17 protein-coding genes are annotated in these 17,214 nt (G+C 58.3%); 9 read left to right on the plus strand and 8 right to left on the minus strand.

What is annotated here, in order from left to right:
• Positions 1–502 (minus strand): trypsin-like serine protease (locus V7M64_RS04925; protein ID WP_333677476.1); only part of this gene is annotated, 502 nt, incomplete at its 3' end.
• A gap of 679 nt (positions 503–1,181) precedes the next feature.
• Between V7M64_RS04925 and V7M64_RS04930 the strand changes: the two genes are divergently transcribed.
• Both V7M64_RS04930 and V7M64_RS04935 read left to right on the plus strand, forming a co-directional pair.
• Complete coding sequence (locus V7M64_RS04930) at positions 1,182–1,673, plus strand: TlpA disulfide reductase family protein (protein WP_333677477.1); 492 nt, start codon at positions 1,182–1,184, stop codon at positions 1,671–1,673.
• A gap of 22 nt (positions 1,674–1,695) precedes the next feature.
• On the plus strand, positions 1,696–2,223 hold the full coding sequence (locus tag V7M64_RS04935) for an STM3941 family protein (RefSeq protein WP_333677478.1): 528 nt from the start codon (positions 1,696–1,698) through the stop codon (positions 2,221–2,223).
• Between the two features lie 202 nt (positions 2,224–2,425).
• Here V7M64_RS04935 and V7M64_RS04940 read toward each other — a convergent pair whose 3' ends face one another.
• The 3 genes from V7M64_RS04940 to V7M64_RS04950 form a co-directional block, all read right to left on the minus strand.
• On the minus strand, positions 2,426–3,328 hold the full coding sequence (locus V7M64_RS04940) for a hypothetical protein (protein ID WP_333677479.1): 903 nt from the start codon (positions 3,326–3,328) through the stop codon (positions 2,426–2,428).
• 143 nt (positions 3,329–3,471) lie between these two features.
• Positions 3,472–3,744, minus strand: coding sequence for a hypothetical protein (locus V7M64_RS04945; RefSeq protein WP_333677480.1), 273 nt, complete (start codon positions 3,742–3,744; stop codon positions 3,472–3,474).
• 538 nt (positions 3,745–4,282) lie between these two features.
• Positions 4,283–6,319 carry a M13 family metallopeptidase gene (locus tag V7M64_RS04950; protein WP_333677481.1) on the minus strand — a complete coding sequence of 679 codons (2,037 nt, stop codon included), beginning with the start codon at positions 6,317–6,319 and terminating at the stop codon, positions 4,283–4,285.
• 291 nt (positions 6,320–6,610) lie between these two features.
• Between V7M64_RS04950 and V7M64_RS04955 the strand changes: the two genes are divergently transcribed.
• The 3 genes from V7M64_RS04955 (at position 6,611) to V7M64_RS04965 (ending at position 10,376) form a co-directional block, all read left to right on the plus strand.
• Positions 6,611–6,859, plus strand: coding sequence for a hypothetical protein (locus V7M64_RS04955; RefSeq protein WP_333677482.1), 249 nt, complete (start codon positions 6,611–6,613; stop codon positions 6,857–6,859).
• Between the two features lie 299 nt (positions 6,860–7,158).
• A complete protein-coding gene (locus V7M64_RS04960; RefSeq protein WP_333677483.1) occupies positions 7,159–8,580 on the plus strand; it encodes an alpha-L-fucosidase in 1,422 nt (473 codons plus the stop codon).
• Between the two features lie 446 nt (positions 8,581–9,026).
• Positions 9,027–10,376, plus strand: a complete 1,350-nt coding sequence (locus tag V7M64_RS04965; RefSeq protein WP_333677484.1) for a hypothetical protein — start codon at positions 9,027–9,029, stop codon at positions 10,374–10,376.
• Positions 10,377–10,492: 116 nt separating this feature from the next.
• On the opposite strand, the gene V7M64_RS04970 is transcribed toward V7M64_RS04965, so the two are convergent.
• A complete protein-coding gene (locus tag V7M64_RS04970; RefSeq protein ID WP_333677486.1) occupies positions 10,493–11,263 on the minus strand; it encodes an SDR family NAD(P)-dependent oxidoreductase in 771 nt (256 codons plus the stop codon).
• A 188-nt stretch (positions 11,264–11,451) separates the two neighbouring features.
• On the opposite strand from V7M64_RS04970, the gene V7M64_RS04975 reads away from it, so the two are divergent.
• Complete coding sequence (locus tag V7M64_RS04975) at positions 11,452–12,048, plus strand: TetR/AcrR family transcriptional regulator (RefSeq protein WP_333677488.1); 597 nt, start codon at positions 11,452–11,454, stop codon at positions 12,046–12,048.
• A 72-nt stretch (positions 12,049–12,120) separates the two neighbouring features.
• Here the strand turns inward: V7M64_RS04975 and V7M64_RS04980 are convergent, their stop codons facing one another.
• Complete coding sequence (locus V7M64_RS04980) at positions 12,121–12,339, minus strand: DUF3820 family protein (protein ID WP_333677490.1); 219 nt, start codon at positions 12,337–12,339, stop codon at positions 12,121–12,123.
• Between the two features lie 103 nt (positions 12,340–12,442).
• Between V7M64_RS04980 and thpR the strand changes: the two genes are divergently transcribed.
• Positions 12,443–13,024: an RNA 2',3'-cyclic phosphodiesterase gene (gene thpR, locus V7M64_RS04985; RefSeq protein ID WP_333677492.1), complete on the plus strand. Its 582-nt coding sequence runs from the start codon at positions 12,443–12,445 to the stop codon at positions 13,022–13,024.
• Positions 13,025–13,027: 3 nt separating this feature from the next.
• On the opposite strand, the gene V7M64_RS04990 is transcribed toward thpR, so the two are convergent.
• Positions 13,028–13,519, minus strand: coding sequence for a nuclear transport factor 2 family protein (locus V7M64_RS04990; RefSeq protein ID WP_333677494.1), 492 nt, complete (start codon positions 13,517–13,519; stop codon positions 13,028–13,030).
• A gap of 55 nt (positions 13,520–13,574) precedes the next feature.
• Here V7M64_RS04990 and V7M64_RS04995 point away from each other — a divergent pair, with 55 nt between their 5' ends.
• Positions 13,575–14,048, plus strand: coding sequence for an Lrp/AsnC family transcriptional regulator (locus V7M64_RS04995; protein ID WP_333677496.1), 474 nt, complete (start codon positions 13,575–13,577; stop codon positions 14,046–14,048).
• A gap of 99 nt (positions 14,049–14,147) precedes the next feature.
• On the opposite strand, the gene V7M64_RS05000 is transcribed toward V7M64_RS04995, so the two are convergent.
• Positions 14,148–16,214 carry an EAL domain-containing protein gene (locus V7M64_RS05000; protein WP_333677497.1) on the minus strand — a complete coding sequence of 689 codons (2,067 nt, stop codon included), beginning with the start codon at positions 16,212–16,214 and terminating at the stop codon, positions 14,148–14,150.
• A 700-nt stretch (positions 16,215–16,914) separates the two neighbouring features.
• Here V7M64_RS05000 and V7M64_RS05005 point away from each other — a divergent pair.
• On the plus strand, positions 16,915–17,184 hold the full coding sequence (locus V7M64_RS05005; RefSeq protein ID WP_333677499.1) for a hypothetical protein: 270 nt from the start codon (positions 16,915–16,917) through the stop codon (positions 17,182–17,184).
• Positions 17,185–17,214 lie beyond the last annotated feature (30 nt).

A 17,214-nucleotide genomic window follows, 5' to 3' on the forward strand; every position in this document is an offset into this window, starting at 1 on the left:
TGGCGCCTGCGCCGTAGACCGTGCTCAGCATGCCGGGCTTGGCGTTGCCGCGATCGATCGGCATCGGCGCAACATCGGTGACCGGCTCGGCAAGTTCCAGCAGGGCAATGTCGTGCATGGCAGCCATCGCAGCCATGTACTGATGCATGAACGCGTCGGGTTTGGTGGTTTTGACTTGCTTGAACATCTGCTGCCAAGCGTCTCGCGCGGCGGGGTAGTCGGGGTAGACAACTATGCGGCTCACCGCGCGCCGCTTTCCGTTGATGGTCACGAAATGTTCTTCGGGCATCATCTGCATCATGTTCACCGCATGCGCGGCGGTGATGACCCAGCGTGGGGCAATCAAGGTGCCGTGGCCTTCGTCGGGCAGATCGGCCAGCGCAGGGGTGGATTGCGGGTTGACGCGGTAGCGTGCATCGGGTTGATCGTGACGTATAACTATGGCGCTAGCGCTTGTGCTGATCAGTAATAGTGGCAGGGCGACGCGGAAAAAGATTTTCATGTAGTTCCTTCCGTTAGGGTGGTTGGCAAGAGGAAACGATGCCGGATTGACCTATGTCGCGCATGGTTATTTTCAGTTCCGCATCAACCTTCGAGTGGCGCGAGCAGGCCGCACTCAATACCAATTGGCTTTGCCGAAATTATCAGAGGATCGCCTTCCCTGCATCATTGATATAAATGCGTACTTTCAGGCGGCGAAGGATCTTTGAAAAATGGCGGCTTCCTTAGAGACCAGCGCGTCATCAAGCAATTCCATTTTGACGTTCCCAACTGGGTCTTTGGGAAGTGCTCAAAGTCTACGCGCGGCACAACGTTGGTCACGTTGCGGAAATGGCGGATTTCGCCGTTCCTTCGCAGTCGAGTTCCAGCAGTTGCCCGAACTGCGACAAGAATGGACCAATAACGTCATTGGCACGCTCGCTAAGTACCAGAGCGGGGGGATCATGGCGCTGACGTCAGCGCTTGCCTAGGCCGTGTTGTTGATGGCGAAATGGCGTGCCGCGTTGCTCCCTCCCGCTTCAATGACTTTTCCCATCGCGACGGATGTCACTGTGGCTGTAGCGATGTGGCCTGTTATTGTTATGACAGTTAACGGCGCTTTACGATAGCTGTGGCTGGATGTGAATACAGGGGAAAACATGCAGATGTTTCTTAGGCGCTATCTATTGGCGATACTGTTCTTGTTGCCCGCGTCGGCGGCGCAGGCCGGTGTGGCGGTGGGCGATACGCCGCCTGACTTTCTGGGTAAAACGCGCGGAGGTGATAGCGTCCTTGCGAGCGACATGCATGGCAAGGTCGTGGTGATCGCGTTCTGGGCATCCTGGTGCGGATACTGCCAGAAGGAACTGACCGTGCTTGCGGGTATCCAAAAGCTTATCAGCCCCGAAAAATTGCAGGTCGTTGCTGTCGACGTAGACGACCACGATACCTTTCTTAGGCTAAGCCACGCGCTGCCGAAGATAGCGCCTGGTTTGATTTATACCTTCGGCCAGGCACCGGTATCGAAGTCATACGCGATAAAGACCATACCGCGCACTTGGCTGATCGATCGCGATGGCAAGGTGGCTTATGCCCACGACGGCTACGACGATGACACGCTTAACGATCTGGCGAACGAAATAAACAGCTTGCTGGCGAAACCGATGCAGCCTGCCGCGGCGCTGTCGTCCTGATATCGATAAAGGTCACTTTTTCATGAGTCCCATCGTCATCAATGCCTCAAGGCTCAAGTACGCTTTGCTACTACTTGTTGCTGTGGGTTTCGTCTTCGCGGGAGCCTTCATGGTGGCGTTCGACGCCGCGACCGAGGCGTGGCTTGGCTGGGCAAACATCGTACTGTTCGGAGCCTGCATTCCGCTGTTTTTATGGCAGCTGTTAGATGCCCGGCCACGCTTGGTTATGGATGAGCAGGGTATCTTCGATCGAACACTTGGAGTCGGCGTTATCCCATGGTCGGAAATTACCGGTGCCTACCTGCGATCCATCATGAGTGTCGATTTCATTTGTCTTGAGTTGCGTGATCCATTGCAGTGGTTGCAGCGCCTGTCTCCCGCCAAGCGGGCGGTCGTCCGCGCAAACGAGGCGATGGGTTTTTCAGCTTTGAACGTGAGCCTTGGCGGATTGGAAGCTGATGCTCAGCAAGTGCACGAGCTGATCCTGAAAATGGTGGCGTCTGGAGAGTTCGTCGAGGATCGGGGTCCAGGTGCTGATTTGCCTGCTTGATGCAGCAGAGCGGCCATTGGGTATCTTACGTTTGATTTCGGCCACCCACATCTTTGCGTCGAGCCATCGATAAAGCAAAAGATATACAATATATGGTATTTCTGACGAGCTTGGACCGATATATAAAGGCCGAAGGTAAACTACCTTCGGCCTCGTTTTTTACAGCAATCATGGCCTTGCAGATGCGAACGGATACACCCGGTCAAACGGCAATGGCTGCAGCCGTATCCACGTCCATGTCGTCACCGCACACATCGCGCCACAGGTGATACATCACGCCGAACATCATCATAAACATTGCGAGCAACAAGGCGATGTAGAGCGGGATGACCAGCACTAGCGCTAGCCACGCTCCGGCCAGCTTGCCAAGCAGGGCGATCACCATGGCGGCGATCACAAAGCAGATCACGATGCCGACCCATACAACCAGAAGACCCACGACCAGCATGAGCAGCGGTAGCAGGTTCTTCAATGCGCCGATCACGCCGTCGCTGACGGCGCCGAATACGCCACGATTGCGGAGGGTGACCTGGCCAAGGCCTATTGCATAGAACCCCATCATGAAAATGCCGAACAGCGCCGCAAGCAACATCGTTCTCCAGAATCCTTCGGGCAGCGTGGTTGGCGGCGGCAGATGGTTGGCTTGCGCGGTCAAGGCTTCCAGATACCAGTGGCCGACGCCGCTTCCCGTCGACACGAAGATAAGAGCGAAGATTGCGAGGTAAATGACGGCCATGACGATGCCATAGCCGATCACGCGCAGCGCCTTGCCCTCCCGAAAAGGCTTGACTACATCGCGTGCCCGGGCGGGTCGCCCAGCCTCTGCCGTGTCGACCACTTGCAAGTAGCCGGCGTAGATCGGCAAAACAAGCAGGCCAAGCAGCATGGATATCGCCGCAATGCCGGCGAGAGTAGCCATATGCGGCGGTGTGCCCGAATACATCACATAAAATTGCATGGGCATTGTAATGAGCGCCGGCACCAATGCCGCCAGCACGACCAAGAATGCCCCGCCGAAGAGTGGTTTTGGATGGCGGAAACTCGCGCTGATACCCCTGCTGAGCCAGCCAAAGCCGGCCGCAGGTCCCCTGGATCGTGTTGCCATGGTGTCACCTCCCTGATAAGCGGCGCCCCCGCGCCGTACGGGCCCAGCATAGCAAGGCCGGTGGGCGGGAGTCGCCTCAGGCTTTATGGCAGCCCTCGGTACAGCGATTTCATCCCGTCCTACGCGGTGAAGCGGCTTGTGGGCTACTGCAACACATGGCTCATGACGCCAAGCCAATTTTCATTGCCCAACCGCTCCAGCACATCGTCGAGCTGCATGTTGATCGCCTGAAAAATGAAATAGAGTTCGGCGCGGCCAATGGCCATCATGAGGTCGCCATTCGCCACGTGTTCTTCGTTATAGGTGATGAGCGCCATCAGGGCGAGCATGTCCTGCAGGTGTTTCAAGCTTTCGTAGCCTTCTTCGGACAATAGATAGAGTTGCGGCCCGCAGCGGCCGCCGTGCATGTCTTCCATGGTGTTCTCCACGCGCTTAGGTCACGCCGCGTATTGCGCGCGGCGTGAAGGGCTTCAGGACAAAATCCTGCTCGTTTTGTCGGAATCAGCTGCTTCCGTTTTGACGAATGCCCACTTTGGCTCGACGTCGCGCAGCTTGCGCAGCGGTGAAGTAGGGGAAATGCACCGAGGTGGGAGCACGAAGATGTGCAGGTGCCGTATGATCGAGCGTAACCATGATCAACTCTCCGATTTAGTTGGTGGTGGCCAGCGGATCGTCTGAGCTGCTACTCGGGCGATCCGCGTTACTTCACTCATGTCGGGCGTGTCGCAATCACCGCAGCGGATGGGCACGCCCGACAGTCGCACCTTCGCATAAAACGTCTCGCACTATCTGTCAGAGACGAGTGCTTTGAGGCGTTGGCATAAGCCTACGTGGTACGCAACAGTGCGACATGCACGGGCGCGAAGGTTGGGGAGCGGAACGCGAACCCCAACGTCGTGGGGTGTGGGCCATGTTGGGGTTCGGCTGTGCCTCGCCCCAACCTGCGTTGTTGCTTCACCAAATGACGCAGCGGTTTGCTTTGATCATGGGACTGGGTGGCACAACCCCGAATGCCTTTTCGAATTCCGGCATGTTGGCCAACACACCATTGGTGCGATAAATCTCCGGCGGATGCGGATCGGTGGTGACGCGCGTCTTGGCTGTTTCCGGGCGCGTCGCCATGGCCCAGGAATGGCCGTAGGCAATAAAGAATTGCTGGTCAGGCGTGAAGCCGTCGATCGTCTTGGCCTGCGCGAAGGCCGGTTGGGCGTGGAATGCGTGCAGCGCCAGGATCAGGCCGCCCTGGTCGGCAATCGCTTCGCCGGTGACCAGTTTGCCTTGCACGTGCACGCCATCGGCAACGGTGTATTGCGAATATTGATCGGCGATGCACTTTACTGCGGCCTGGAATTTCTTCAGATCCGAGGGCGCCCACCAATTCTTCAAGTTGCCATGTCCATCGAACTGGGCGCCCTGGTCGTCGAAGCCGTGGGTCATTTCATGGCCGATGGTGGCGCCGGTGTTGCCGTAGTTCACCGCGTCAGGCCAGGATGGCTCGTACAGCGGCGGCTGCAGCACGCCAGCGGGAATATTGAGATTGTTCATCGACGGGTCGTAGTAGGCATTGACCGTCTGCGGCGTCATGTCCCAATCGCTGCGGTCGACCGGCTTGCCGATTTTCGCCAATTCGCGCCGATCTTCGAACGTCATGGCGCGCATGACGTTGAGCACATAGGGGCCGCGATCGATCTGCAGAGCGGAGTAGTCGCGCCACTTGTCCGGGTAGCCCACGCGCAGTTCCATCATGTCGAGCTTCTTGATCGCCGCCTCGCGCGTTGCCGGTGTCATCCATGCGAGTGTCCTGAGGTCTTCGCGCATCGCCTCGCGGATCTGGTTGACCATCTGCGTTGCCGCCACTTTGTAGGAAGGCGGAAACTTCTGGTCCACATACATCTTGCCGATGGCAAAGCCGAGGGCGAAATCCTCTGCGCGCAAGACGCGTTGCCAGCGTGGCCTTTGTTGTTTTTCGCCGCTCAGCACCGAGGACATGCGGAAGTGCTCATCCACAAATGGCTGCGACAGATAGGGCGCATAGGTTTGCACCAGCTGCCAACGCAAGTACGTTTTCCAGTCGTTGAGAGAGGTGTGCGCCAGCTCCATGTTCACGGTCTTGAAGAAATCCGGCGTAGCCACGTTGAGGCTGCGGATTTCCGGATGGCCAATGCCGGCCATCAGGCTCTGCCAATGCAGGCGCGGAGCGAGCGCGTTGATGCTGGCAACTTCCATCGGATGGTAGATGGCTTTCGGATCGCGCATCGCCACGTCGGTCATGGAGCCTTTCGCAAGGCTGGTTTCCAGGGCCATCACGGACTTTGCTTCGGTTTCAGCCAGCGCGGGCTTGTCGCCAAGCAATTGGAAGATGCGCGCGATGTGCTGCACGTACGCCGTGCGGATGTTCTCGCTGGCATGGCCGCTTTGCACGTAGAAATCCCGATCGGGGAGGCCAAGCCCGGCTTGCGTGGCGGCGGCGATCACCTTGCTGCTGTCCTGGTAATCCTGCATCTGCATCACCGCCAGCGGGGCATTGACGCCGATGGTCTGCAGATGGGCAAATTCGTCCGGCAGTTGCTCGATCGTGCTGAGCTTGGCTATGCGATCCAGTTCCGGCTGCAGGGGCTTGATACCCGCACCGTTGATGGTGTTTTCGTCCATGCCGCTGGCGTAGAAATCACCCACCTTTTGTTCGACGCTGCCCGGCGCCGCCTTGGTGTTCTGACTGGCCTTCTCGACCATGTCATGGATAAACCGCTGGTTCTGCAGGTCGACCGCCACATACGCACCCCATTCGGAGCGGTCCGGCGGAATCGGGTTGGCCCTGAGCCAGCCGCCATTGGCGAAATGAAAAAAGTCGACACCCGGTTTGACGCTGCGATCCAGCCAATCCAGATACTGCCCATCGGCGCTGTCGAAGTTGGGCGCTTGATCGGCGGCAAGAACACCTAGCGGGTATAGGCACAAGGCGACGAGAACCGCTTTGCGGATCGATAGCATCTGTTTCCCCTTTGGGTTTATGGAGCATCGTGCTCGAAAGGGGATGCTAGCGGGTGTTTTGAAGGCTTCCAATGTTACTGGCGCCACATGGGAGGCGTTGCTGCCGTTATCATGAACGTGCTGGCGAGGTGTGGTCGGAATGGGATGGGCAATGCGAAGTACGTTTGCCACATGGGGAAACATCACAACACTTGCTGTGATACTTAATCAGTGTTGCCTTAATACAGTGTGGTCCCGGCCTTCCCGCTAGTGTCCGGCTCGGGTTTTGCGAAGCCGCAGCAAGATGTGGATATGACGCAATCTGGTGTTCTTCTATCGAGGGCAAGACTCGAAATCGCCGTATTCCCTAGGGCAGTCATTCCGGCTTTCGCACTGCTGTCCGGGGAAAATGAAGTTCTTCAGAAATGCGCGGGCATAGCACCCTGCATCGAAAATTTCCCATGGAAATTCAGTGCCATCAGCTCGTCATTCCAGCGAAAGCTGGAATCCAGTGCCTTTGCAGATTTTCAAGTCGCTGGATTCCAGCTTTCGCTGGAATGACGTCGTTTTAGTTTTCCTGCAAGAACGGCGAAAATTTCCTCGGACAGTAGTGGGCTTTCGCAGGAATGACGGCGTATGAGTTGCCGTAGACCTACATGGGCCCACGCACATTCCTTCCTTCGCAGATAGCCATCTGTGGACCGGGATGACGACGGACGGGTTCACGCCGAATGTTGCACCGCAGCTTGAATGTTTCCTATTTGAAAAATAGGTTCAAATATGAATCTAGGTGGCGCATGCGTTTCGAGCCATGTCGCCCGTCCCATGCGGAGAGGCAGACCACGAAGGGGATATATGCAATGAAATCGCTGATTTACGCCGTATCACTGGCTTCGGCGCTGGCGGCCTCATCCGCTGCTGTGGGAGCTACGCAGGCCCCATCGGCGCATCCCGTTCCCGCGGTGCAGGACACCGAGACGCCCGCGCAGCGCGACGCACGCATGGGCTGGTGGCGGCAGGCGCGCTTCGGCATGTTCATTCATTGGGGGCTGTATGCCGAGCCGGCCGGCGTATGGAACGGCAAGCCGGTCGATGGGATCGGCGAATGGATCATGTACAACGCGAGGATTCCCGTTTCGGATTACAAGAAGCTGGCATCGCGGTTCAATCCCACCAAGTTCGATGCGCACGCCTGGGTTGCGTTGGCAAAAGCGGCGGGCATGAAATACATCGTCATTACCGCGAAGCATCACGATGGCTTTGCGATGTTCGATTCGAAGGCGAATCCTTTCAATATCGTGGATGCCACGCCGTTCAAGCGCGATCCGTTGAAGGCGCTTGCCAAGGAAGCGCAAAAGCAGGGGATCAAGCTGGGGTTCTATTATTCGCAGGATCAGGACTGGACGGCGCCCGGCGGCGCCACGATGACGTACGACAAGTTGCATAACGGCCGTTGGGACAAGGCCCAGCAAGGCGACTTTGCCGAGTATCTGCATACCAAGGCCATTCCTCAGTTGAAAGAGTTGCTGAGCAACTATCAGCCGTCACCGGCGATCATTTGGTTTGACACGCCCACGGCCGACATGACGCCGCAGCTTGCTTCGGAGATCGTCGCGCTGCTCAACCAGCATCCGAACCTGATCTGGAACAACCGTCTCGGCGGCGGCTACAACGGCGATACCGAAACACCCGAGCAGAATGTTCCCGCGCAAGGTTACCCAGGTCGCGATTGGGAAACCTGCATGACGATCAACGACACCTGGGGCTACAAATCGAACGACACGAATTTCAAATCGACGCAGGAGTTGCTGCGTACGCTGGTTGACGTTGCGAGCAAGGGCGGCAATCTGCTGCTCAATGTCGGGCCTGACGCGCAAGGCGTGATTCCCGCGCCGGAAGCGGAGCGCTTGCAGGCCATCGGCAAGTGGCTCGATGTGAATGGCGAATCGATTTACGGCACCGGGCCCACGCCGTTCCCTGGCAATCATGGAACGTTTTCGGCCACCGAAAAGACCGTTGGCGATAACAAGCCAAAGTGGATACCGGCATGGGATTGGCGCGCAACCACGAAGCCGGGAAAAATCTACATTCACTTGTTGACCTGGCCAGGCGAAACATTCCACCTGGCTCATGTCACTGCGCAGGTCAAGCAGGCTTATTTCCTGGCCGATCCGAAGCATGCGCCGCTGAAATTCACGCAAAAGGGCAGTGCGCTTGATCTGCAGCTGCGGGGCAAGCCGCTTGATCCGAATGACACGGTGGTCGTGCTCAAGACCGAATGAACTGGGTTGGCACGGGTGGGGTAAGGCTCCAAAATTTTTCCCGACAATTCAGTGCTGCCGATTCGTCGTCCCGGCTTTCGTCCATTGCGGTCCGGGGAAAATGTTCTGTGCTCTAAACAAGCACCCGTGCTTATCGGATGCCTACATTTTTGCCGGCAAACTCAACACTACCGAGTCGTCGCTCCGGCGAAGTATTAAGGCAACATTGAATAAGCATCGCCGTCGTCACCAGCCCTGTCTGTTCGCAGGCCACAGGGCCGTCGGCGTGACGGACATGCGGTTACGGCAAGGCGACAAAGTGTTGAGTTCGTTTTAGTGAACTGGATATGCCATCTGGCACTGTATATGTGCCGCTCGCGCGACTACGTTAATCAGCAAGCCTAGCTTCCCCACGACAACCCTGTGAGCTTTGTCGCCCGTTGAATAAACGGGCGCGAGAGACTGTCATGTCTCCAATTTTCAATCGTATTGCACTCGTCTTGGCGGGAAGTTTGTTGCTGGCCTTGTCGGCCATCGGCAATACCGCGCGCGCAACGCTGATAGCGGCGACAGATCCATCTGGCGCAAGCATGGGTACCGATGTCATTCCATGCCACCGGTATGACGGCCTGCAGCCGCAGGGCACAACCAGCCCTGCGATCAGCACGTGTGAAACCATGTCGCCGGAGTTGGGCAAGCTTCGCGAAAGCCTGGCGGATCATGGCTGGCTGATTCAAGGCGGCACCAGCGTGGGTGGCACCTTTGATTGGTTGAATCATGGCGCCCACCCACAGCTTTATATTGGTCAGAATCCCACTTACCGCTCCGGTTCGTTTGTCACCGCTACTTACGATCTCTCCCGGCTCGGTTTCGCCGGCGCGGCACAATGGGTGTTCAATGCGAACGTGCAATGGTTTTCGTATGCCGGAGAAAATCCCACCGGCTTCGCCATCAACAGTTTCTATATCAGCCAGCGATTCAATGATGGGCGTACGCAGCTGCAATATGGTTTTGAAGAACTCGGCAATCAGTTTTATGGCTTTTCGCTAGGTACCAATTCGACAACGTCGCCGGCCGGTGTCGGCAGTTCCATTCCCTACGAGGTTGGCTTCATCTTCAACAAGACCGCGCCCCAGATCAATTTGCGGCTGGCTTCGCGCAACAAGCATTTTTACGAGCGCTTCGGCGTCACGCGCAGCGTGGATCCGAAGGGGCCCCAAGCGGATTGGGACAAGAATAATTTCCTGGGCTTGAAGTGGCATATCCCGGGAGCCAAGGCGCTGTACATCAACGAACTGGGTTACCTGACGGACGCCGCGCCTCAAAAAAGCATGATGTGGCTGCGCCAGGGCGTGATGTTCAACGATAGCCATTTCCCCGATTTCCACGGTGGCTACGCCCATAATAATTACGCCTATTACCTGGTCGGCGATTATCAGTTGCTGCAGGTCGATGCCACGCAACCGTACCGTGGGTTTTACATCAATACGAAAGCCGACTACGCACCACCGGACCGGAATGTCTATGCCGGCGACGTGGGCGTTACGCTCTACTTTCTGGGGCCAGCGGGAAGGCCCGACGACGTGGTTGCATTGGGTTATACCTTCGATCGGCTGAGCCGCTCCTTCGAGCGGATGCAACAGGGGCAGGGCGTTACCGCCGTGGACTTCAGCCGCAACTATGCGCTGTCCTACGTTTTCCGCGTGACGCGCGGTGTTTATCTTTCCAACCAGCTCAGCTACACGGTCAATCCGATTCCGGCACCGAAACAGCCGCCATCGCTGACGTGGATGAGTTCGTTATCGTTTTCTTATTGAGGTCAGGAAAACTACCTGCCGAAGAAAGTCCTGGCGCGCCTCATCCTCATTCCGGCATTTGTTCGTCGGGATGACGATGAGGCAGCACAAAGGTTATCGTAACGACCTACTAGCCATTAGCCAGCAGCGCGAGCTCCACCGAACAATGCCAGCGCCTGCTCATTGAAACCATTCACAAAGCCATGCTCACTCGGCCCCACATTGGCGCGGAACTGCTTGGCGCCTTCCACCAGAATTTCATCCGCGTCCGTTCCAAGCACGTCCATCGTCTCGGCAATGAACTGATCAAGCGGCATGGCCTGCTCAGCCTCCTGGCTGTTCATCAGTTCCGTGCGCACCCATGGCGGCGCGATCTCCAGTACACGCACGCCGGTGTGGCGCAGCATGAAGCGTTGCGATAACACGTAAGAGTGAAGCGCGGCCTTGGTTGCCGAATAGATGCCGGTCACCGCGAGCGGTACGAAGGCAAGCACGGAGCTGGTGTACGCCACGATCGCGTCGTTCTTGGTCTTCAGGTGCTCGATCAGTGCGGAGGTCATGCGGATCGGGCCCAATACGTTGGTCGACATGGTCGACGTCAACAACGCGTCGTCGATTTTTCCTGCCACCGCATCAGGCTGCATGATGCCTGCATTGTTGACCAGCACATTCAGTTCGGGGTAATCAGCGATCAATGTTTTCGCCACGCGATCGATGCTGGCCGGATCGGTGATGTCGAGTTCGACAGCTTCCATGCCCGGGTTGGCTGCGGTCACCGCATCAAGATGGCTGCGGCGCCGGCCGGCAATGATGACCTTGTTGCCGCGCTTGTGCAGCGCCTCGGCCAGCCCGCGGCCGATACCCGAACCGCCGCCGGTAATGAAGATGGTATTGCCAGTGAGTTTCATGAGCATGCTCCTAAGGTGGGTTAAGCGATGGCCGAGCCGGGCGTTTTGCGGCCGGGCGCAGGATTCAAGTCACAATGGTGATCACCATTGACGTGCGCTAAGATGAGGCGCCGCCGCCCTGTTGTCAATGGCAATCACCATCGTGATTCGGGCGACCCAGGCTGGCACCGGGAGGCAGGAGCAAGCGTATGGGCGTTTCTAAGAAGCAAGCTATTGAAAATAAACGGGCTATCGTTGCCGCTGCGGAAAAGCTCTTCCGCGAGCGCGGCGTGGCCGACGTTGGACTGAGCGAGCTGACCAAGGCCGCGGGTTTCACCCAGGGCGGCTTCTACAACCACTTCGAATCGAAGGATGCGCTGGTTGCCGCGGTCATGCAGAAGGCGTTGGAAGACGGCGCGGCCTTGCTTGTCGGCAGCATCGATCCATCCGACGATGCGGAGGGCGACCCGATAGCCCGGCATGTCGAGTGGTATCTGTCCTCCGAACACCTGGCGAACATCCAGGCAGGTTGTCCACTGACTGCGTTCGCGGGCGATGTTCGACGGCTCGGCGAGGAAGCCCAGCAATCGTATGCGCATGGCTTGGCATGGAATTTCGATCAGCTGGCGAATGTGATCAAGGGCGAGGATGCCCAAGCGAAACGAACAAAGGCCATCGTGTTGTTCTGTCAGATGGCCGGCGCGCTGATGTTGTCGCGCGCGGTGGCTGCGTCTGATCCCGCTCTGGCTGATGAGATATTGAAGGACGGGCGCCAGCAATTGCTCAAGTCATTAGCCGCTGAATAAACGGCACGCCAACGCATTTTGAAATGGCGGCGAGTGCGCTGGCCGCCGGCATGCTGGGATTGGTATCCCGGCTTACGCGGGGCGCTTGCGCAATGGATCGAGCAGCGATCGCAAGCCATTGTGGTCAAGCTCGAGCATCAAGGCCAGCAAGTTGCCCAGGTCGCCGCGTGGAAAACCTTTGCGGGCAAACCAGGAAAGATAGGCGCTGGGCAGGTCGGCAATCAGCCGGCCTTGATATTTGCCGAACGGAATCGCGACGGTTACCAGCCGCTGCAGGTCTTCGGGTTTCATGGCATGGACTGCAAGGCAATAATGATGCGAAGGGAGGGAGGTTAGCGCAGGTTTGCCTGGCAAGTGATCCGCCCGCTGTTGCACACGTAGCAAGGAACACCACATGTCCACCCAAGGATCGCTGCCCGGCTTCGATGAAGCCATCCCGACGGATCGCCTGTTTCTCGCCATCTTTCCCGACGCCACGTACGCTGCCCGCCTGGAAACCTTTGCGGCCAGGCATCTTGCTGCGCGGCGCATGGATGGCAAGCCGGTGGGAGCTGGCCGCCTGCATGTCACGCTTTTTCATCTCGGTGACTACACCGAGATGCCGCCTCGCCTCGTCGCGCAAGCGGCCGAAGCGCTTGCGCATCTGGATGCAGATCCATTCACCGTTCGCTTCGACCAGATCGGCAGCTTCAACCACCGCAGCAGCCATGGCGATTTCGTGCTGACGTCCGGTGACGGCAATGAAGCCCTGCACGCATTTCGCCAGCAATTGGCCGTGCATCTGAATGCTGCTGCGCTCAATCAATACACCAAGGGTTCGTTTACGCCGCACATGACCCTGGCCTATAACCAGCCCGCAATGCCGTTCCAACCGATTGAACCGGTGGTGTGGCCGGCACATGAAGTCGTGCTGGTCCATAGCTTGCTGGGCAAAACCCGGCATATCCGGGTGGCCGACAAGCGATTGCATGGATAGGTGTTACGTCGCGGGCGCAGGCGTTGCCTGGTAGAACACGTTCAGCCACCTGCCATCGCGTTTCAGCCACAGCGATGATGCGTAGCTGTCGAGGTGGAAGGATTTGCCGTGATCAAGTCCCGACGCGTTGACGTGGTAGGTCACCAGCGCCGCGTTCTTAGCCAGGAAATGCACTTCGAATCCGGAAAGCGCGCACTGGTCGAAGCGCACCTGCGAGTCCATGGCAGATGCTTCGCTCGGTGCCCGGCGCACCACACCGGTGCCGGTGACGGTAAAAAAATCCGGTGCATGGAAGGCTTTGTAGGCAGCGGCATCGCGCTTGATCGCCAGCTCCCAACTCGTTCGTTCCGCCGATATCAAGTGTTGCCCGATGGCATCGCCGGGCGCGGGGAGGGATGGGCTGGCCGCGGCATGGGCGGGAGCGACGGGAGCCGCGCAGGACAGCAGCAAGGCGGCTATCGCGCTATGAATGAAAAATATTCGTTTATTTGTCATGTAATTAGAATGATATTAGGCTTGCCAGGACGTCAAACGAATTGATTTCGGAATCATGGCCGCCAATACCGATCTGGACCGAATAGATTTCGCCATCCTCGGCCTTTTGGCGAAGGATGCATGGCTTTCCAATAAACAGATCGCCGCGGCAGTTGGCCTTGCGCCATCAAGCTGCCATGAGCGCATCAAGTTGCTGCGGGAACGTGGGGTTTTATTGGGCGCCCATGCCGAGGTCAATCTGCAGGCGATGGGCTTCGTCCTGGAGGCAGTGCTGTTCGTCCAGCTCGCCAAGCTGGCTATCGACGTGGTCGATAGCTTCGTCGACGCCACGGCGGCCGTGCCGGAAGTTCGCGGCGTGTTCCTCGTATCCGGGCGCGCCGACTTGATCGTGCACGTCGTGGTGCGCGACATGGAGCATTTGAAAGTGATTATTTCCGAACACTTCAATCGCCATGCCGTGGTGCAGCGCGTGGAAACATCCGTGGTGTTCAATCGCCGCCAGCAACATGCCGTGCCTTCGCCGCAATGACGAGCAAAAAACCTGCGGATACCTCAGGGGCCGGGGTGGGGTGCGAGCACAGCGAGCGGCGCAAACCCGGGGTCAACGAAAAAGCACCCGCGCATGGGGTCAAACGCGTGCCATCTGCTGTTCCAGCAAGCTGCCGAACGCATCGCCCGTCATCGGCCTGGCCAGCAGGTAACCTTGCATCTGGTCGCAGGCCATCACTTGCAGCTCTGAAAACTGCGATGTCGTTTCCACCCCTTCGGCTACCACTTCCATGTTCAGGGAATGCGCGAGCGCGATAATGGCCGAAACGATCGCCCGGCCTTCGTGGCCTTGCGCATCCAGCCCGCAGGTGAAAAGGCGGTCGATCTTCAATTGCTTGACGCGGAAGCGCTCAAGATAAGCAAGGCTGGAATAGCCAGTGCCGAAATCGTCGATGGCGATCTCGAAGCCGGCGTGCTGAAAGGCCTGGATCATCTCGGTAGTCTTGGCGGCGTCGTGCATGGCGACCGCTTCGGTGATCTCGAACATGATCTGCTCGCAGGGGACGCCTTCGGCACGCACGATCTCGACCATTGTCTCGATAAGATCGGGCTGCGCCATCTGGCGTGGCGAAAGGTTCACCGCCACCTTGATCACCGGTAATCCCAGTGCCTGCCAATGCTGGATCTGCCGGCATGTCTCGCGTACCACCCATTGCCCGATCGGCACGATCAGGCCCGAGCGTTCGGCGGTGGGGATGAACTCCGCCGGCGTCAGCAGCCCAAGCTCGGGATGATTCAGGCGAAGCAGCGCTTCCGCGCCGGCCAGCTCGTTGCTGCTGGAAAACTTGGGTTGGAAGTGCAGCGAAAAATAACCTTCATCAAGCGCTACGCGGATCGCATTCTGGATCTGCAGCGTACGCATCGCCGCCACATTCATGCTGGCCTCGAAAAAACGCCAGGTTGCGCGTCCGGCGCGCTTGGCCTCATACATGGCGGCGTCTGCGTTTTTCAGCAAGGCATCGGGAGTTTCGCCGTCGCGCGGAAACATCGCAATGCCGATGCTCGGCACGGCCTGGAACGGCTGTCCGTCGCGCCAATGGCCGCGCTCCGTGCTATCGAGAACGTTTTGCGCCACGTCCTGTGCCTCGTCCGGCGAGGTGAGGTTTTCCATCAGCACGACGAATTCGTCACCGCCGAGCCTGGCCACGGTATCGCCCTCGCGCACGCACTGCTGCAGCCGCCGTGCGAATGTCTTCAGCACTTCATCGCCGACCGAGTGGCCGAGCGAATCGTTGATGGTTTTGAAACCGTCGATATCCAGGAACAGTACGGCGAAGGTTTCATGCGCGCGCTTGGCGTTATGCACGACCGTTTCGATGCGCTCCACCAGCGCCCGGCGGTTTGGCAGATCGGTCAAGGCATCATGGTTGACCATGCGCACGATCTGGTCGTTGAGCTTGGTCACCGAGCCGGCGAGCAACGCCGTGCGCACGTCGAAGCGAGACAGGATCAGCGTCACGATGAGGATCGCCAGCGTGAACAGTGTGATGGTTGTCGCCAGCCACTGCGTGTCGACACCATTGGCCGCACCGCAGATCGAGCCCGGCATGAAATCGGCAGCGGCCATGCCGGTGTAGTGCATGCCGGTAATCGCCGTGCCCATCAGCAGTCCCGCCATCGCACGCTTGGCGGCGGCGTACCGCTGCCGCATGTTGCTCAGCATGCGTGCGATCCATAACGCGGCGGTCGATGCCACGATGGCAATCGCGATGGATGCCCCGAGCAGCAGCGGCTCATAGTCGATACCCGGTTGCATCTGCAGTGCGGCCATGCCGGTGTAATGCATGCCGGCAATGCCCAGGCCCATCAGCGCGCCGCCTGCCGCGACGCCGCGCGAACTGAGCCGCGCGCGAGTGGTGACATGCAGCGCAAACCATGAGACACAGATGGCAATCAGCAACGAATAGCCGGTAATGGCCGGATTGAAGCCGAGTGGAATCGGCAGCGAAAACGCGAGCATGCCGATGAAATGCATCGACCAGATTCCCACCCCCATGGCTGTAGCGCCGCCAGCCAACCAAGCATGGCGGCTCGCCGGGTGCTTCAGCATCGAAATGCGGCTTGCCAGGTCGAGCGCCGTATATGAGGCGAGCGTGGCCACCACCAGCGAGACCGCGACGAGCAAAAGGTTGTAGGTACCAGGCATGGGGAGGTGGCCCGTAAGCTGAAAGCTAATTTTTACGAATAACGGATGGCGCTACCGATGCACGCGTAGTACGGAAGATTGCGGAAAAACTGCCGTAAATGGGCATGAGCCAAATCCAAAAGGGCACCATGGCGCCCCAGTAGCGGTTACAGCTGCTTTTTTGGCCGCGCCGTAGCATCAATATTCTCCCTCTGCCGGTCGGCGGCGGTCGCATGGAGTTGGGTTGCAAAGATCGCGCCAAAGAGTCAGCCGGTTCCGTGGTTTGCAGCGTGCGCTCCACGTTGAGTGAGAACGCTTTGTAAGTTCGACGACGGATTGCGTTTATGCGGTGCGAGTGATCGCTGGGCAGAGGGTAATCCCGAATGTGTCGCTTGGCGACGGAAATCATCCCGTTTCGCCGGGGTAGGTGGGGGTGAGATTCAACCCAAACCTCGCGTTGGTATCTCGGCGCCCGGGAAGGTTGGGGTTCGCGTTCACTCATCCGGCTCGCATGGCCCTTGCAGATATCGGCGAATGCCATGCAGACAGTGATACGCCGAGCAAGAAAATACGGACGGAACGTAGCGTCAACGTTGCGCCTAACATGAACGTTGGGCTGATCGTGAGCAGCGTTGTGTGTCGGTCGAGGATTTTTTATTCCGTTGCGATTGTCTGTTCACCGGCCAGCCTACTGGCACGTTGATGCAGAGAGGATGTCTTCATGTCCGCGATCGAGTTGTCCGCGTCGAATACCGAATTCCGCCCATCGCCATTGGAAACGTTCGTGGCTTGTGCGCATCAGCTATTGGATCCGGCTACGCCGGAATCGGTACGCAAACGCGTGGAACCTACGCTGGTGGCGCAACTGCCCGTCTTGCGCGCGCTCGGCATGTTCGATCTGTTCGAAGTGCGCGATCCGGCCATGCGATCTTGGCTTGGCCATGAGCTTTCAAAGCTCAGGCGATGGGATTCGGATACGGCATCCGCGTGATGCTTGTTTGCATGGCGATACGGATCGTCC

It is taken from the genome of Dyella sp., from assembly GCF_036746095.1.
Taxonomy (GTDB): Bacteria; Pseudomonadota; Gammaproteobacteria; order Xanthomonadales; family Rhodanobacteraceae; genus Dyella_B.

Coding starts and splice junctions, on each gene's coding strand:
- V7M64_RS04935 (WP_333677478.1), top strand. CDS start 1,696: ATGAGTCCCATCGTCATCAATGCCTCAAGGCTCAAGTACGCTTTGCTA.
- V7M64_RS04940 (WP_333677479.1), bottom strand. CDS start 3,328: ATGGCAACACGATCCAGGGGACCTGCGGCCGGCTTTGGCTGGCTCAGC.
- V7M64_RS04945 (WP_333677480.1), bottom strand. CDS start 3,744: ATGGAAGACATGCACGGCGGCCGCTGCGGGCCGCAACTCTATCTATTG.
- V7M64_RS04950 (WP_333677481.1), bottom strand. CDS start 6,319: ATGCTATCGATCCGCAAAGCGGTTCTCGTCGCCTTGTGCCTATACCCG.
- V7M64_RS04955 (WP_333677482.1), top strand. CDS start 6,611: ATGACGCAATCTGGTGTTCTTCTATCGAGGGCAAGACTCGAAATCGCC.
- V7M64_RS04960 (WP_333677483.1), top strand. CDS start 7,159: ATGAAATCGCTGATTTACGCCGTATCACTGGCTTCGGCGCTGGCGGCC.
- V7M64_RS04965 (WP_333677484.1), top strand. CDS start 9,027: ATGTCTCCAATTTTCAATCGTATTGCACTCGTCTTGGCGGGAAGTTTG.
- V7M64_RS04970 (WP_333677486.1), bottom strand. CDS start 11,263: ATGAAACTCACTGGCAATACCATCTTCATTACCGGCGGCGGTTCGGGT.
- V7M64_RS04975 (WP_333677488.1), top strand. CDS start 11,452: ATGGGCGTTTCTAAGAAGCAAGCTATTGAAAATAAACGGGCTATCGTT.
- V7M64_RS04980 (WP_333677490.1), bottom strand. CDS start 12,339: ATGAAACCCGAAGACCTGCAGCGGCTGGTAACCGTCGCGATTCCGTTC.
- thpR (WP_333677492.1), top strand. CDS start 12,443: ATGTCCACCCAAGGATCGCTGCCCGGCTTCGATGAAGCCATCCCGACG.
- V7M64_RS04990 (WP_333677494.1), bottom strand. CDS start 13,519: ATGACAAATAAACGAATATTTTTCATTCATAGCGCGATAGCCGCCTTG.
- V7M64_RS04995 (WP_333677496.1), top strand. CDS start 13,575: ATGGCCGCCAATACCGATCTGGACCGAATAGATTTCGCCATCCTCGGC.
- V7M64_RS05000 (WP_333677497.1), bottom strand. CDS start 16,214: ATGCCTGGTACCTACAACCTTTTGCTCGTCGCGGTCTCGCTGGTGGTG.
- V7M64_RS05005 (WP_333677499.1), top strand. CDS start 16,915: ATGTCCGCGATCGAGTTGTCCGCGTCGAATACCGAATTCCGCCCATCG.